We start from the raw sequence: 14,793 nt of genomic DNA on the forward strand, positions 1-14,793 counted from the left end.
TGGTTAATCTCCTAAGTATCTTAATACTATCTCAATAAAGTTTAGATCTCTGCTTTCTGAACGTTTTTTTGATTCGATTACTATTTGTTTTTGATTTTGAATAGGTTCTTGTAAGTTTATATTTATTTTTTTTGGCAGCAAAAATTGCTTTTGAGAACCATTGTTTACTCTTGTTGTCGCGAAATATTGATTTTGAGGATCATTATTTATTTTTTTAGGCAGTAAAGATTGCTTTTGCTGTTTCTGAGGATATAACAAAACCATTTCTTCTATCTCTCTTTTGTGTTGTTCATCTAAAATTACAACCGCATCATTAAATTGTTTATCAAGCTGTTGATCTATAACTAAGAGTTGAGAATTTAAATCAGTTTTATAAACTTGTTCTCTATTTTGCGCTTCTTCTTCAAAATCTCTATTGCGCTTTTCAATTTCTACTTGTGCTTGAAATTCTTGTTGTTTTTCTGACTCAACACTTTTTAGTATTTCTTTTTTTTCTTCTTCTGCATCGGCTAGGTATCCTTTGTACTTTTCTAGTTCTTTTTTCAGAACTTTTATTATTACTTTCATTGCCTCAAGATACTCTTGCCTTGCATATCGATGATCGCGCATTCTTGCATTAAAGTGATTCAACCACTTATCGTAATATTTTTGCACATCTTCAGAAATACCACTAAAAACCTCATCTTCTTGGTGTTTGACGCTTTTTAATATCTCAACGATATCTAATAGGTGCTGTGAAAACTCTAAACGAACTTTTTTTTCGCGTTGATACTCTTTTTCGTACTCTTTGCCTGGGCGAAATTGATAATACACCTCACGGTAATGCTCAAAAACGGGCAAACAAACATCGATGTTCATTATTTTTATTCTTTGACCTTGCAAACACTCAGTTTGAACGCGAATACCTATTTCTTTACGTTGTTCTAGTATTTTTTCAAATGGTATTTTTTCTTCGAGTACTTCTATCTCTTCTAAAAGTTCTTTTCTAGAGTCGTAAAAAATTTGTTCTATTGATTCGCTTTTCCATAAAGTGTGTAGGTCATTTACTTTTTTGCTAATTTCAAAAAATAAACTATCATCAAACAGCAACAGTTTATTATCAATTTCATCAAACTGTTTTTTTATATAGCTGATCGTAGAAAACTTTTGTTTTATATCCGCAAATATTTTTCTTAACTTACTGCGTAGTTTTGCTTCTTTTTCTGCGTTTGGATGTCGAAACATGCCATAACGAATTTTATAATAATGGTTATAAAAATTAGTAACATCAAAAGTGATATCTAGATCGAGCTCGTAAACTATCATGGAGCACCTATAATCGATTGGATTTTCTTTTGGTGATTAAGCTTCATAAGTTCTATCCGCTTTTGATAGTCGATCTTTTTTTGTTTAATACGCTCAGCTAAAATTATTTGGCTTTCTAATTGCTTAATCGTTTCACGTTTTGCGCGTATTTCAACATCAGCAACCGCTTTTAGCCGCTTTAGATCTTTAATTATTTCTTTTCTTTCATCAATTGCGCGCGTAACCTGAACAACACTAACTGCTGCATTAGCAAGTTCCATAATGGAGCCGGCCACAAGAGCAGAAGTCGCACCAGCCGAAACAATAGAAAGAACAATACTTGCAATTGTTAAACCTAACTTTGCGAGTATTAAAAATTCATCAGTGCTCATTTTGAAAGCGTCTAAACTTCCAACACTTAGCGCAAATGTTAGTGGGCTACTTAGAGCAAGTCCCTTTATGCCAACTACAAGGAATTTGCCAAACATACCAAGTTCTCTTTCCCACCTTGCAAACTCTTTCTTAATTCGCTCATTTAGTCTTTCTATTTCATCGCGTATATTTCGCGCTACGCGTTTTATTTCATTTCTAACACTTGATTCAAAACGCTTAAGCTCTTCATATATTTTTGATGGTACTGCTTTACGACCAAATCGCTTAAGCTCTCTAAACGTTTTCCGTATAACTTGTTTCTCTAAGTTTCTTGCAAAGCGCTTAATCTCATCAAAAATGCTATCAAAGAAACCACCGACAAATGGGTCATAATTCTTAGGTGAAAATACGACTTTTTTAAGATGATTATAATGCCATCCAGGTGTTGCGAGTCTCAATGAGGCATCATATGCTTTCCAGAATTTACCAGTCCATACTTCTAAGTAAACGTGATTTAAACGACGTTCATCGTTCATTGCAATTGCAACCAGTCTGCATTTGTTACCACAAGCCATGTTTAGTGATGCAAGAATTGCAAGAAAGTCGTCACAGTCTCCAAATCCATCGCGTAAAAAGTGATCTGGTCTTTTTATGTACTCTACGGTGCTAGGGTCAGGAAAGAAGTCAAAGTTGTTTTTCACATAGTTAAAAAGGGCATTCGCTTTTTCTTCTGACCTATAAATACTTGAGTTAGCGCCTAAAATTATTTTTCTAGATAGGCGAACTATATCAGGCATGTAGCTAGCCATAAATGCCAATTTCCATATAGTTGGCAATGTAAAGTCAGTAACTGCCTTACTTCCGCGAGGCATTTTAACTATTTGCATTTTCATCATTCCAATTCTCACATTAAAATATTTTAATGACAAATATCATAAAAATAGTAAAATACGTAATGTATAATAAAAAAATAAATTAGTATATAATATATTAGGATGAGAAAATGAAAAAGTTGTTAAATAACAAGCAGAAAAAGCTTTATTATAAGTGTCCATGTTGTTTGGATACGGAAAAAAATTTTTACGTACAGAAAACGAAGAACCCTGAAAGAATGCATTGCTTTTGCCCAGATTGTAAACTAACTATTTTTTCGCCAACCAAAAAAATGGATGAAACACTAGAATTTATTGAATACTGGCAGAAAAACGGCAATGGAATAGTAATAAAAAGTAGATACGAAAAAGGCAAATTTAAGGCGATAGGTGGAAAAATTGCTTGCCCTTGTTGCAAGAGTAAACAAACAACGATGCTGCAACGAATTGATAAAAAAGGCTTTTTTCAATTAAATTGCCATTGGCGCGCAGAATGCGGTTTTTCTATTTTTGTACAGTTTGGATATCTGTACTTGATTACTAAATACTCGGAGAACAAAAAAAATGACTAATTTTACAACAGAAAAGCAAATGCAAAAAATTTGCCCACTACTTTGCACATCGCGGATAAACGAAAATAACGATGTAGAACTTGCACAGGTTAATTGCCAAGGCGATTCTTGTGCTATGTGGACAGCAATAAATGAAAACTTCGGCATGTGCTCAATCACAGCGAGTAATGAAGCAATAATTCATGAGCAAATGAATAAAATGAAGGCTGAAAAAAATGGGTGAAGTTAAAGCTGCTTTTAAAGCTGCCTTGATGTCAATACCAGAAGGATCTACGTGTTATTGGCTAATAAAGAAAAAAAGCAGCTTTGGAAAAATGAACAAAATAGATGAAATAGCAGCAAGCTATGAAACAGACATCTATGAAGAAATAATCATAAAACATGGCTCAGGCGAATACTTAGTCTGGCTGTTCGATAATAACGACCAAAAATTAATTAAAATGCCTATTCGCTTTGAAATCCCTGAATTTGAAGAAGACGAGCACGAAGAAGAATTGCAAGAAGAAGATCCAGATGAAGAACTAAAAAAACTTAAAATAGATATGATCAAAAAAGCAAAGAATGATCTAAATATGAGTGAATTATTATCGATAAAAAATCAGATATCACCAAATCAACAAACATCATCTAGTAACAATGAATTCATCAGCGCGTTAGAAAAAATAGAGCGTAGAGCAGAAGAACGTGAAAAACGTTTAGAAGAAAAAATTAACTCAATGCAACAACAAAATCAGCAAAATGGTATGTACTCAATGATTGCCGAAATGCAAAAAAGTAGTTCAAGAACTACTGAGCTAATGATGCAACAGCAATCCGAGAGTCAAAAAATGATGATGAACATACAAGGTGAAAACCAAAAAACACTAATGGCTATATTGCAAAACGACAACAAAAAAGACATTTTTGATTCGCCATTTTTCTTAGAGCTGTACAAAAAAGCTACCGATAAACCTAAAGGCTTATTTGATGATAGTATGGGGAAAATGATGGATATGTTTTTCTCTACTCAGCAGCAAACGATGCAAAGAATGGTAGATATGCAATTTGAAGCTGGGCAAAACGATGTTTTTCTTCATCGAATGAAAATGTTCAAAGATATGTTTGTACAGATGGGGCCAGGAATAAAGGATTTTGCAATAAAGATGGCTTCTATCAATGCCGCAAAAGAAACCGAAAAAGAGAAAATAAAAGCGCAGAAAGGCAAAGAACCAAATAAACAACAAAACTTTACTCAACAGCCACAACCGCAACAAAAACAACAGAAGCCCGCACAAAAAACAAATATAATTACAATAAAACGAAATCCGCAACCGCAACGACAAGAAACAGTTGACAAGGAAAAGATAAAAAAATTCCTTTTTAGTATCTACAACAGAATTATTGAAAACGAAGATATTCAACAAATTGAAAAAGACATCATTGCAATGCCTGGTGCTATTCAAGAAATCAAAAATAGTGCTGAATTGCTACAGTTTGTTGATCAAGAAGGTGGAAAGATAAAAGTACTTTTCGATAAATTACGAAATATGGAGTCAGGTAATGAGCGAAATAATAAAGAATGATGAGCTATTAAAAGCTATTAATCAAAACACAAAGGCAACAAATGAAAACACCGATGAACTAAAAAAAATCAATAAACGTTTTAGTCTTGCAGGTGCTTTAAATTTTTTTAATAAAAAGGAGAATAAGACGTGACATATACAACATACGCGGTAAGTAAATTAACGGGGTTATCTTCACAGAAGCTTCGTTACCGAATAAAAAATGGATCTATAAAAGCTAGAAAATACAAAGGTCGTTATAGAGTATCAGAGGAAGAATTGAAAAAACTATTGCGTAAGCCAAAAAGAAAGTCAAGTAAGCGCAAGGCGACGACAAAAAAGAAACGCACAGCTTCAAAACGTACTACGAAAAAACGCACAGCTTCAAAACGTACAACAAGAAAATCGAATAATATACAAGATCAACTTAAAGCTATACGCAAAAAAGCAAGAAGTAAGGCATCAAAACGAACATCTATAAAAAGATCTTCATCTAAAAAATCAAGTGATGTAATGGGAATGTATATCGTTCATTCTAAAGGTGTTACTCATATACCAAACAATGAAGCAAAAATGATTATGAATTCTGCATCTTCATCGCGACGAAAAAAAAAGAAATCAAAAGCCAAAAGATAATTTAAACCCCCAATTTTTGGGGGAAGGAGAAAGAGATGGTTGTGAAATTGTTTTCAACCGACCAACAACAAGGCGTAAATTTTGCCATTAAACAAGCGATTTTTTCAGAAAGGCAAGCCAACAACACTCCTGGTGGTACCTTTACAAACGGCGCTTACAGAACTAGAGTGTTAAACAATGAAGACTACAATGCTCAAAATATTGCCTCTATCAATACGTCAACAGGTGAAATCACTATAACTCAAACAGGAATTTACAAAGTTACAGCTTTTGCAAATGCTCATGCTGTAGCTGAGCATAAATTACGGCTTCAGTCTACATCAGGCGATTCTATTCAAAAAATTGGCGATACAAAAAGAACTACATCAGGAGTAGCAAATAATTCAAGTGTTACTCATATATTCGAAATAACACAAACAACAGTAATTGTTTTACAACATAGGTGTGTATCTACAAATGGTACTGATGGACTAGGACAAGAAGCAAATTTTGGCGATATAGAAACATATGCAGGATTAACTTTAGAACAACTTTCTACAACTTAAGGAAAGTCAAATGGGAGAGCAAGAAATTACAAAAGACGATTCAACAGTGCAAGTAGCAGCTAAAACAGTCAATAACTTGATATTCTCCAAGGAACACACTGTATCAGGAATACTCTTAATTGTATTAGGAATTATGGTATATGTAACTATGTCTTTATTGCGGATGCACTTTGAAAAGTTTGATAGTTTCACGAGAAAAGTTGATATGTCAAATACAATAATGATTCGAAATAATGACTTGATGGAAGAATCAATAAAATTAATGCAGAAGCAAATACATATTACAGAGAGCAACAACAAGTATCTGGATAGGAATAAGTCAATAATTGAAAGAACAACAAATCAGATACTTGATAGAAACAGAATAATACTTGAAAATCTTCAAAAAATGAAGGAGATAATCAAAAAGTGAACTTATTAAGAATTATTTTTTTCAGTTTTATTTTACTATCAATTGTATTTTTTACATACCCTATTGATAACGAAATAACAAGTGATATCAAAGCTTATAAAATAGAATTATTAGAAAATGACACGGTAGGATACAGAAATAGATTCTTTTCTTTCGAGGAACCTAGAGTAGAAAATGGAGTTATTGAATTCAACTGTGCTGAGCGAGGATGTAAAAATATAATACATCATGATGGGCCTTTTAGAATACATGAGGTTCATATTGACAAAGAGTTTAATGTATTAGAATAGATTTTTCGTAGTCAAAAAATCCGCCCTATAAACTTGTACTTTATCGAAAATAAAGTACAAGAACATTCCAAAAAACAAACCGATTTACCACTTCACCTGTAACAAATAACAAACAAAATCTCGTAAAGCTAAATGTATAATGTACTTACTCTATTTTTACGCAAATTACGTAACAAATTACATGCAAATTAAATTCATGAAAATAAAATTACATGCGAATAGAGGTTAAGTTATTAAAAATAAACGACCTATACGAGTCTACTTTATAGAATTTTATTAAAACTGTAACAAATTCCATGCAAATTGATTTAATTCGCATGGAATTTTTTCCAATTCGCATGTTTTTTGTTCTAACTTGCATGTTTTTTTTTCCAATTCGCATATTTTTTGTTCTAACTTGCATGTTTTTTTTTCTAATTCGCATGTTTTTTGTGACATCCTTGGTTTTAAATATCTGAAGAATATAAACTTATGACTGGCGTAAAGTATTATAAAGTATTGTAAATAAAGGTAAAGTATAGTAAAGGGAAATTTGATCGTTTTGGAAGGTTGATTTTTAAAGAAATTTTTGAGGTGACAAGCAGGCTATTTTTGATAATGAATGCCTGCTTGCTTTGCTTGCTTATGCTTTTTATATAAATTGCTTAAAGAAAAAAGATTATGCGATAGATTTATCAATAGATACAGAATAACTATATGTGAAGGAATAAAGATTGTTCCGCCGGAACTTTAAACATGCGAATAGGAATTAAGTTATTTATAATAAATAACTTAGACTTAAACTGTGAATTTGCCAATTTTACCTTTACGATGAAAATTTCTATCGTTGGCTCTTTTTAATACTGTTTTGTAGCAGGATCTAAAATGGTTTTGGAACTTTTCGCCTTTCATTTCATCGTGTATTTCTTTTATACCTATGTTTATTTCTTTATTGCTAAGTGTATAAGAAAGCTTTTCTTTAAATGAGATGTATGTGTGTTTAAAGCGACTAAAAAGGTTTTGTCTTTTGTTTTTTGAATCTGCTGATGATCTACCAAAGTAAACGATGATATTTTTTAAATCAACATTTCGAACTAAATCGCCTTTGAATTTCATCGGTATTTGATGAATTGTGCCAATTGTATTTTCTACAAGTCGCTTAAATTCTTTACCTGTATATTTTGGTGTGCTTTCTACCAACTCAGCAATTACCGCAGGACTCGAATCGTACAGGTCGATACATGGGATTATAATATTGGGATTTCCTTTTAGTTTTGCCATTTAGACTTCTTCTTTACCTTTTATTTCTTCGATAAAAACGTCTTCTACATCGGGAAGATCACCTAAAAACTTGATAAAGTCTTGATGATTTGTCATATAGTGAAAAACCGCTACATTTTTTTTTCACTTCCCGCATTCATTACGATATCTCGGTTGTTACTTATGCTTATATGCTGTTCCATTTTGTTGATTTTTTCTTTTAAGCTACTGATGTCTTGAAGTTGTTTTTCAAGTTTTAATATTTTTTTCTCTATATCTCGGATTTTCCCAAGAGTATTATTATGCTTTGCGCTTGGCATAAATTCATCACATAAAGCATCTAGTTTACTGTTTACGCTATTTGCAAGGTCTTTCAAATCGTTCATTTCTTGCTGTACAATTTCTTCATCTGAGGGGTCGTCCTCTAGTAGCGCATCTATAAAACCAAGCTTTTTAGCTAGGCGTATCAATACATCTCCTGCGGGTATGTTCATCCCCCGTTCCCAGTTGGATACCATTGAGTTGCTTACAGCACAAAGATCTGCAACTTGCTGAAGAGTTAAGCCTTTTTCTTTTCTTGCTTTTCTAATAAGCTTTCCGATTTTATTTTTCAAATGGATTACCTCCTAATTTTGTTAAGAATTCTTAGTATTTAGTATAAATTATTTAACAAAAAATGAAAAAGTTAAATTTTTTTTATTGATTTTCCTATATATTGGAATAAAATAAATTAAGATTAATTCAAGAATATTGGAGAAATTAATGGTTTTGGGAAATAACATAAGGATAGAACGTGCAAGAAATCGAATAACACAAGAACAACTAGCAGAAAAAATAGGGGTGTCAAAGGCTTGTATTTCGCTTTGGGAAAATAACAAATCATCACCATCAATGCGCGACATGGCGAAATTAAAAAAAATACTAAACCTAAATGTAGATAAAATACTTGAAGAAATGGAAAACGAGGTAATAGACATAGAAAAAACTTGAGATCATTGTTTTAGCTAAAGGGAACCCGTCAAATAGACGGGTAATTTCACGGGGGTGTGATGAAAAGCGTTAAGGTTGTTTGTTGTTTGTCAACGATGTTGCTTAGAGTGCCAACAAGAACTAAAAAAATTTTGTATCGCGGCGCGTGCTTGTTTTGCGGTAAACAGTTTACGAGCCTGACAAAACAAAAAATTTGTAGTAGCTGCTCTAAAAATCGTTGTCGTTGTAAATTTTGCGGAAAACTTGATTCGGAGGTTATCAAGGATGTGTGAACAAAAATATATAAGAGAAAAACTGCAAGCGCTGATTGCTGACGGAGTGAAGCAACAGCATATTGCTGATAAGATTGGTTTGCATCAAGCAAACTTGTCGCGGTTTATTTCAGGTAGACAGGAAATGTCAGAAGAAAATGTTAAGAATCTCTACGAAAAAGAGATCATCAACAAGCCAAATCAGTACGAGCTTAAAGGCATAAAGAATTTGCCAATTGAGATTTGGCACGGCGAAGTAAAAAAAATAAAGGATGTGGCGCACGAAAAAGGCTATAGCGCAGCAACCATTCGAAAATGGTGTAAAGAGGGCAAGCTTAATTACGTTCGTCCTGGCCGCGGTTATTTAGTTGCCATTGATGAGAAATATAACGATGTTGTTATGTCAGAAAAAGCCGCGATGCGTAACAAAATAGAAGAGCTAGAGCAACGCAACGCACAGCTTGAAGAGCAAGTAGCAAAAGCACAGTTGAATTTTAGTTTTGATGCAAACAACCAAGTTGCTGAAGTAAAAGAAGAAAATATCAGTCTTTCAGATGAACTTCGAATTAATAAATTTAAACTCAAGTATGAAGTTGAAAATTTGCAAAAAGAAAACAAGCAGCTAAAAGACGCGCTAGAGCAATATCAAAACACAATAACGCGTTTGACGTCGCAAAATGAAAAAAAATCTATTCTACATATACCAATACGCGAAAAAATAACAAGTAATTCTCATATGCTGTGTGGTTGTTCGTAGCTTACTTAAACTAAATTGGGTGGTTCGATGTTTGTAAAAGTTCCGTTATCAGTCTTAAAATTGCCTTTTTTCCAACTAGGTCACTGTAAGGACTTGCAATTTTCGCTATTCGATAGCGAACAGAAGCAAGAGTTTATATGTGAAAATAAACAAAAATTGCCATCGAGCGCAGAGATGGATTTACTTCTATTTCTAACATACAGAGCGCGTAGAGGTGATAATGATTTTACTACTTCAGATGCCCTAGAATTTTTGGGAAAAAAAGATCGAAATGGTGTGAGACAGTCAATTTTGCGATTAGCGAGCACAAAGTATTCTTATAAGTCTAAAAAATTTAACCTAGTGGAAATAGAAGAATTCGGTACAACGCGCGACAAGTACTACCGTGTAAAGTTTAACGAAGACATCTTGAACGAATCGGAATTCCAAGTGATCAATCTTCAAAAATATTTTTCGCTGCCAGCAGGATACACACGAAGATTTTTCTTGTACTTAGAGAAATATCGCAGACTAACATCATCGCGGCTCAAGTTTGACGTGATCAAGTTTTGGTCAGCAATACTAGAATCAAATGACAAAGCACGAAAGAAAATTAATAGAATTTTCAGCACGCTAGTAAAACATGGATTCTTAACAAAAGCGCAAGAGCTAAAGATGAAGAAAATTCATCAAGTGCATTACAACAAAGACTTTTATAAAGACACAGAAAAACCACAATCTGCTCCGGAAAAAATAGAATCTGTTATAGAAGAACCACAATCTGCTCCGGAAAAAATAGAAGCTGTTGCAGAAGAACCACAATCTGCTCCGGAAAAAATAGAAGCTGTTGTAAAAGAATCACAATCTACTCCGGAGAAATGGAATGATATTATTGAAAATGCTTGGAAGAACAACAAAAATGGCTATGACCGTGAAAAGTTCTATAGGTTATACGGAGATAACTTTTGGACACCTGAGGATGAAGCTGAATATCAATCGCAAGTAGAAACAATCGATCAAAAAAGTGGTGATTTCAATTTGGGCAAGTTGTCATCAGCACCGATCCACAAGAGCGAGCCAACATACGCGGAAAAAAAAGAACAATTTGAAAAGCAGTATCCAATTCTATCTCGCCAACAAATAAAAGAATGGATATCTGAAAATCTAAAAGGCTTTTCGATGCCAATTGAAAAAATCATCAGTAAATACTTTTCCGAGAGAGAGAATGAATTTTGCGAATTTTGGAGCCGAAATATAATTTCGTCATACAAAAATAGAGGTGGTTTTAGTCCAAAAATTGCGATGGTTAAGATTAAAAATAAAGAAGAATTTTGTTTTGTTTCGAAAATAACGATTTTATCTGAAATTTAAAAGCAAGATGTTAAATCAGAAATGGAGGTTTGGAAATGCCAGAAATAAAAATGAATTTAAAACAGTTAACTGACCGCTTAGGTATTTTCGATGGTTATTCAATTAGTATAAACGGTGAAAATTTAAAAGATAAAACTGAATCATTGGAAAATTGTATTCAAAATGCTATTTGGTCAATTGAAGAAGAATTTGATGAATATAATCCAGATGAAGAAGAAATTGAAAATTTTACAGCGGAAATATGGTCAGTTGAAGATGTTACAGTTAAAAGCGTTGCACCGTCTAGCGAGTGTATCATTGATCATATGTGGAGTAATTTTGAATTTGAAGATTTCTTGAAAGATGTTGATGACAGCCAAAAAAAATCTCTAGGTAAAATGATTGAAGAAGCAATATCTAATTGGGTAAAGAAAGAAAAAGTCAACTTTGATTACTATAGTGGAATTAAGAGTAAATCTTTGACATACAAAGAACTAAAACAACTTCTTTCGCAAAGTGTTGATGAGGTCAAAGTATGAGAAGTTTTAATCAAAAATTTCACGATCTTATTAGCAATGAAATACAGCGGCTTCAAAAAGAAAGGAAAAGGCTAAATAACCGTATTAATAAAGAGTTTTTCTATATTGATGATTTTGAAAAACTTGCGGAAGTAGAAGAAGACATTATAAATTATCAAAAAAAACTGTACTTATTAAAGCGAGAAATGGAGAAAGAACGTATCTATGCAAGACTTTGAAACAGAAAATAAGGAACAAGTTATTTGTCCTAATTGCGGTACAGAACTTTTACAGAATCGAAATTTTGTTGTCAGTCTTCTTACGCAAAAAGAATATGAACAAGAGCTGAAGTGCGGCAAAATGCCAAGAAAGTTTTATTTGCAATTCTGTAGTATCTTTTAACTTTACTACAAGAAAAAAAACTATTTGGGAGAAAATCGAATGATTTGGAATATTTTGTATATTAGTTTGGCTATATTGATAGCAATCTTCGCGTTCTTGGAGGTTCTCGTTGATTGCTACCTAGCCTTTACACAGGGTATTACAATTATATCACTTAACGGAATACGCGAAGATTAATAATTGCAAAATGAGGTTGTGTTATTTTTATAAGCATAACCCCATTTTGCAAAAAAACAAGTTTTTTTTAGTGTAGTGAGATGGCTTTAATAGGAAAAATAACGATGTCTGACGTGAAAAAACTAAAAGAAGAAATCAAATATTTAAAGACGCAAAATAAGAATATTATTAGTCGTCTAGAGGAACTTGAAGGTGGAATAAACCTTGATAAAGAATTCTATAGCTACAAAGATGTGGCAAATTTGGCAAGAAAGACAGTGCGTACTATACGAATGCATGAAAAAGGTGGACGAATAAAAGCTAAATTTCCAACATCTGTTAAGAAGTTTGATCGAAAAACTGTTATTAAATATTTGAGGGGAAGATAGATCATAAAAAATTACTTTTTTTGTGAAAAAATGGCTCACATATGGCGTACATTCTCAATGCAACAGCTCGTAGTTCAATAAAAAAGCCCTTTGTGTAAAGGGCTTTAGTGAATGGTTAATTCAGAGTATAGAAGTTTGTATGTGGAGAACGTGAATCTTTTTCTCTTGTATAAAGATAGCATCATATTTGTTAAGTTGCAATATTAAATACGGTTTTTTTACGGTTTTTTTTGCTCGGAATTTATAAATCTTTATTTTGTAAGGTTTTAATGGCAAAAAAATATAGTATGGCAAAGGTCGATATTGAGCACGCTGCAGAATGATTTTATTTATAAAAATCTAAAGTAGCCATTCTAGAAGGAAGAGTGTTTTGCAGAAATAATGTGACAGTTGTACCTTTTCCTCTATTACTTTTTATTGCAATAGTTCCTCCATGCAACTCGATAATTTTTTTTACATGACTTAAGCCTAATCCAGTGCCTTTTTCTCGAGTAGTAAAGAATGGTTCAAAAACATCTTGAATATTTTCAAGAGAAATTCCTTCTCCTTGATCAACTATTTCAATAATAACTTTGGACTCATCTTTATTTGGGAAGGACTTGATCGTAATCTGTTGTTTACACTCTGATGCCTGGATGGCATTTAATAGAACATTTGATAAGGCTTGTTTTAAACGTCTGGTATCTACAGAAATAACTGTAGAGGTTACATCTCGACAAATTTTTATCTCTTTTTGAGATACATTTCCTGAAATACTTTGCAAAGATTCATTTATTAAATCATCAATGTTTGTAACAGTGCGCTTTAGTTCTACTGGTCTACTATAATCTAGTAACTCAGATAGAACGTTTTCTAAATGCTGAACTTCTGTTAGAGCAATATCACCATGCTCACTATATTTAGGATCATCTTGTAATTTTCTCGTAAGAATTTGTACATTCATTTTTACTGAAGATAAAGGATTTCTTACTTCATGTACAATACTGGCTGCCATTTTTCCTATTACAGCTAGTGACTCAATTTGATTGAGTTGGCGCTTGGTGGTTTCCAGATCCTCATAAGCTTCCATAAGTTCCTGATGTTTTTGTTCCATTGTTTTGTTGTTTTCTTGTAAATCATGCACCATGGAGTTAAAGTCTAAAGCTAATGTGGTAACTTCGTCGTGATTTTTTGTATATTGAGGCTCTATTCTTTGTGCTAAATCTCCTTCTGCAACTTTGCGAGCAACTGCTGACATCTGAATAAGAGGAGTACTAATTCGCTTAGACATGATACTTGCGATAAAGAACATAAAAACTAGCGATAGTCCTGCTGTCATGAACGAAAATTTTAGAAACGGAAATAATTCAGACATCGCTTCTCCCCAGGACATTTCAGCAACTACTACCATACCTAAAGGATCAATAGAGTTATAGGCTCCTATTTTTTCGTAATGATGAGGATATGTCCCCATCTTTTTCTGTTTTATAAGTTCTAATATGTATGCACTATTCTTTGTTTTTTCTAGCTTTTTAGGTACAATAAATTCTCCATTTTTATTAACGAGAATTATCTTTCCAGATTTTCCAAGCCATGACTTCTCGGAGAGAAATTTGCTGATAGAGTCTTTTAAATTTAAATGAATTCGAATAATTTGATAGGGCTGCTTGTCAGGCGTATGAATTAGGTAAGCTATTTTAATCTGTGGAAAACCATCATTAAAAAATATTGGGCTAAAAACCGGCGATTTACTTTTTAATACGATCTTGTACTCTGATGTTTGTGAAAAGTTTTCGGTGTATTTATTTTTTCCTTCTTCAATAACTTTGTTCCCTTCTATATCGAAGAGGCATATATTTTCGTAACTAGGCATTCTCTCAATTGTGCTACGAAGTATGTTGCAGACATTTTCGCTATAACCATCATTGCAACAACATGATTGCAAACATGGAATTTCAGATAAAAATTGAATTTCTCTTTCTCTTTCTTGAAGCCAATTTTTTATTTGATTTTTTTTGGCTTCTACGCAAGAAAGTAGATGAGCTTCAGCAGCATTATGTACCGCTAAGTGTGCACAATGAAATCCTTGAGCGGTCATGACAATTAAGGGAATAAGAGTTGAAATTGCAAAAAGTAAAAAAAATTTTTTACCTATTTTGCCTCCAGATTTATGTGTTGTTGTCACTTCTGTTCTCCATGCCTTTAAAAAGTGCTAGAAATAATGGAATTTTTGTAATACATTGTTTTAGAGGGCATAAC

The 14,793-nt window shown here is 32.8% G+C and carries 19 protein-coding genes; 14 read left to right on the forward strand and 5 right to left on the reverse strand.

The window, feature by feature from the left end; translation table 11 throughout:
- Positions 1-3: 3 nt before the first annotated feature.
- Positions 4-1,305, reverse strand: a complete 1,302-nt coding sequence (locus tag UABHE_RS21870; RefSeq protein ID WP_372365420.1) for a hypothetical protein — start codon at positions 1,303-1,305, stop codon at positions 4-6.
- Positions 1,302-2,543 (reverse strand): transglutaminase-like domain-containing protein, encoded by a 1,242-nt coding sequence (locus UABHE_RS21875; protein WP_372365421.1) that lies wholly within the window; start codon positions 2,541-2,543, stop codon positions 1,302-1,304. Before UABHE_RS21875 ends, UABHE_RS21870 begins: the two co-directional genes overlap by 4 nt.
- Before the next feature lie 116 nt (positions 2,544-2,659).
- Between UABHE_RS21875 and UABHE_RS21880 the strand changes: the two genes are divergently transcribed.
- From UABHE_RS21880 to UABHE_RS21915, 8 genes are read left to right on the forward strand one after another with little or no spacing between them, the layout of a single operon-like run.
- Complete coding sequence (locus UABHE_RS21880; protein WP_372365422.1) at positions 2,660-3,100, forward strand: hypothetical protein; 441 nt, start codon at positions 2,660-2,662, stop codon at positions 3,098-3,100.
- The gene (locus UABHE_RS21885) at positions 3,093-3,323 is read left to right on the forward strand and encodes a hypothetical protein (protein WP_372365423.1); all 231 of its coding nucleotides are present in this window, start codon (positions 3,093-3,095) and stop codon (positions 3,321-3,323) included. The genes UABHE_RS21880 and UABHE_RS21885 overlap by 8 nt, the downstream gene beginning before the upstream one ends.
- Positions 3,316-4,662: a hypothetical protein gene (locus UABHE_RS21890; protein ID WP_372365424.1), complete on the forward strand. Its 1,347-nt coding sequence runs from the start codon at positions 3,316-3,318 to the stop codon at positions 4,660-4,662. The genes UABHE_RS21885 and UABHE_RS21890 overlap by 8 nt, the downstream gene beginning before the upstream one ends.
- Positions 4,640-4,795, forward strand: coding sequence for a hypothetical protein (locus UABHE_RS21895; RefSeq protein ID WP_372365425.1), 156 nt, complete (start codon positions 4,640-4,642; stop codon positions 4,793-4,795). The genes UABHE_RS21890 and UABHE_RS21895 overlap by 23 nt, the downstream gene beginning before the upstream one ends.
- Positions 4,792-5,277 carry a helix-turn-helix domain-containing protein gene (locus UABHE_RS21900; RefSeq protein WP_372365426.1) on the forward strand — a complete coding sequence of 162 codons (486 nt, stop codon included), beginning with the start codon at positions 4,792-4,794 and terminating at the stop codon, positions 5,275-5,277. Before UABHE_RS21895 ends, UABHE_RS21900 begins: the two co-directional genes overlap by 4 nt.
- Before the next feature lie 35 nt (positions 5,278-5,312).
- The gene (locus UABHE_RS21905) at positions 5,313-5,822 is read left to right on the forward strand and encodes a hypothetical protein (protein ID WP_372365427.1); all 510 of its coding nucleotides are present in this window, start codon (positions 5,313-5,315) and stop codon (positions 5,820-5,822) included.
- A gap of 10 nt (positions 5,823-5,832) precedes the next feature.
- Entirely contained in the window at positions 5,833-6,234 is a 402-nt protein-coding gene (locus UABHE_RS21910; RefSeq protein ID WP_372365428.1) for a hypothetical protein, read from the forward strand.
- On the forward strand, positions 6,231-6,524 hold the full coding sequence (locus UABHE_RS21915) for a hypothetical protein (RefSeq protein WP_372365429.1): 294 nt from the start codon (positions 6,231-6,233) through the stop codon (positions 6,522-6,524). Before UABHE_RS21910 ends, UABHE_RS21915 begins: the two co-directional genes overlap by 4 nt.
- A gap of 777 nt (positions 6,525-7,301) precedes the next feature.
- Here the strand turns inward: UABHE_RS21915 and UABHE_RS21920 are convergent.
- Entirely contained in the window at positions 7,302-7,784 is a 483-nt protein-coding gene (locus UABHE_RS21920; protein ID WP_372365430.1) for a hypothetical protein, read from the reverse strand.
- Positions 7,785-7,894: 110 nt separating this feature from the next.
- Entirely contained in the window at positions 7,895-8,377 is a 483-nt protein-coding gene (locus UABHE_RS21925) for a helix-turn-helix domain-containing protein (protein WP_372365431.1), read from the reverse strand.
- A gap of 148 nt (positions 8,378-8,525) precedes the next feature.
- On the opposite strand from UABHE_RS21925, the gene UABHE_RS21930 reads away from it, so the two are divergent.
- The 6 genes from UABHE_RS21930 to UABHE_RS21955 all read left to right on the forward strand — a co-directional run bounded on the left by UABHE_RS21930 (position 8,526) and on the right by UABHE_RS21955 (position 12,555).
- The gene (locus UABHE_RS21930; RefSeq protein ID WP_372365432.1) at positions 8,526-8,753 is read left to right on the forward strand and encodes a helix-turn-helix domain-containing protein; all 228 of its coding nucleotides are present in this window, start codon (positions 8,526-8,528) and stop codon (positions 8,751-8,753) included.
- A 264-nt stretch (positions 8,754-9,017) separates the two neighbouring features.
- Positions 9,018-9,761 (forward strand): hypothetical protein, encoded by a 744-nt coding sequence (locus tag UABHE_RS21935; RefSeq protein WP_372365433.1) that lies wholly within the window; start codon positions 9,018-9,020, stop codon positions 9,759-9,761.
- Positions 9,762-9,788: 27 nt separating this feature from the next.
- Entirely contained in the window at positions 9,789-11,111 is a 1,323-nt protein-coding gene (locus UABHE_RS21940) for a hypothetical protein (protein ID WP_372365434.1), read from the forward strand.
- 35 nt (positions 11,112-11,146) lie between these two features.
- A complete protein-coding gene (locus UABHE_RS21945) occupies positions 11,147-11,629 on the forward strand; it encodes a hypothetical protein (RefSeq protein WP_372365435.1) in 483 nt (160 codons plus the stop codon).
- Positions 11,626-11,847 carry a hypothetical protein gene (locus UABHE_RS21950; RefSeq protein WP_372365436.1) on the forward strand — a complete coding sequence of 74 codons (222 nt, stop codon included), beginning with the start codon at positions 11,626-11,628 and terminating at the stop codon, positions 11,845-11,847. The genes UABHE_RS21945 and UABHE_RS21950 overlap by 4 nt, the downstream gene beginning before the upstream one ends.
- A gap of 444 nt (positions 11,848-12,291) precedes the next feature.
- The gene (locus tag UABHE_RS21955) at positions 12,292-12,555 is read left to right on the forward strand and encodes a hypothetical protein (protein WP_372365437.1); all 264 of its coding nucleotides are present in this window, start codon (positions 12,292-12,294) and stop codon (positions 12,553-12,555) included.
- 325 nt (positions 12,556-12,880) lie between these two features.
- Here the strand turns inward: UABHE_RS21955 and UABHE_RS21960 are convergent, their stop codons facing one another.
- On the reverse strand, positions 12,881-14,719 hold the full coding sequence (locus UABHE_RS21960) for an ATP-binding protein (protein ID WP_372365439.1): 1,839 nt from the start codon (positions 14,717-14,719) through the stop codon (positions 12,881-12,883).
- Between the last annotated feature and the right edge of the window lie 74 nt (positions 14,720-14,793).

Origin of the sequence: Candidatus Uabimicrobium helgolandensis (genome assembly GCF_041508025.1) — a bacterium.
Classification (GTDB): Bacteria; Planctomycetota; Uabimicrobiia; order Uabimicrobiales; family Uabimicrobiaceae; genus Uabimicrobium; species Uabimicrobium helgolandensis.

What these genes read in the sequence shown, in the direction of transcription:
- UABHE_RS21870 (WP_372365420.1), bottom strand. Translation starts at nt 1,305, where the DNA reads ATGATAGTTTACGAGCTCGATCTAGATATCACTTTTGATGTTACTAAT.
- UABHE_RS21875 (WP_372365421.1), bottom strand. Translation starts at nt 2,543, where the DNA reads ATGCAAATAGTTAAAATGCCTCGCGGAAGTAAGGCAGTTACTGACTTT.
- UABHE_RS21880 (WP_372365422.1), top strand. Translation starts at nt 2,660, where the DNA reads ATGAAAAAGTTGTTAAATAACAAGCAGAAAAAGCTTTATTATAAGTGT.
- UABHE_RS21885 (WP_372365423.1), top strand. Translation starts at nt 3,093, where the DNA reads ATGACTAATTTTACAACAGAAAAGCAAATGCAAAAAATTTGCCCACTA.
- UABHE_RS21890 (WP_372365424.1), top strand. Translation starts at nt 3,316, where the DNA reads ATGGGTGAAGTTAAAGCTGCTTTTAAAGCTGCCTTGATGTCAATACCA.
- UABHE_RS21895 (WP_372365425.1), top strand. Translation starts at nt 4,640, where the DNA reads ATGAGCGAAATAATAAAGAATGATGAGCTATTAAAAGCTATTAATCAA.
- UABHE_RS21905 (WP_372365427.1), top strand. Translation starts at nt 5,313, where the DNA reads ATGGTTGTGAAATTGTTTTCAACCGACCAACAACAAGGCGTAAATTTT.
- UABHE_RS21910 (WP_372365428.1), top strand. Translation starts at nt 5,833, where the DNA reads ATGGGAGAGCAAGAAATTACAAAAGACGATTCAACAGTGCAAGTAGCA.
- UABHE_RS21920 (WP_372365430.1), bottom strand. Translation starts at nt 7,784, where the DNA reads ATGGCAAAACTAAAAGGAAATCCCAATATTATAATCCCATGTATCGAC.
- UABHE_RS21930 (WP_372365432.1), top strand. Translation starts at nt 8,526, where the DNA reads ATGGTTTTGGGAAATAACATAAGGATAGAACGTGCAAGAAATCGAATA.
- UABHE_RS21935 (WP_372365433.1), top strand. Translation starts at nt 9,018, where the DNA reads ATGTGTGAACAAAAATATATAAGAGAAAAACTGCAAGCGCTGATTGCT.
- UABHE_RS21940 (WP_372365434.1), top strand. Translation starts at nt 9,789, where the DNA reads ATGTTTGTAAAAGTTCCGTTATCAGTCTTAAAATTGCCTTTTTTCCAA.
- UABHE_RS21945 (WP_372365435.1), top strand. Translation starts at nt 11,147, where the DNA reads ATGCCAGAAATAAAAATGAATTTAAAACAGTTAACTGACCGCTTAGGT.
- UABHE_RS21950 (WP_372365436.1), top strand. Translation starts at nt 11,626, where the DNA reads ATGAGAAGTTTTAATCAAAAATTTCACGATCTTATTAGCAATGAAATA.
- UABHE_RS21955 (WP_372365437.1), top strand. Translation starts at nt 12,292, where the DNA reads ATGTCTGACGTGAAAAAACTAAAAGAAGAAATCAAATATTTAAAGACG.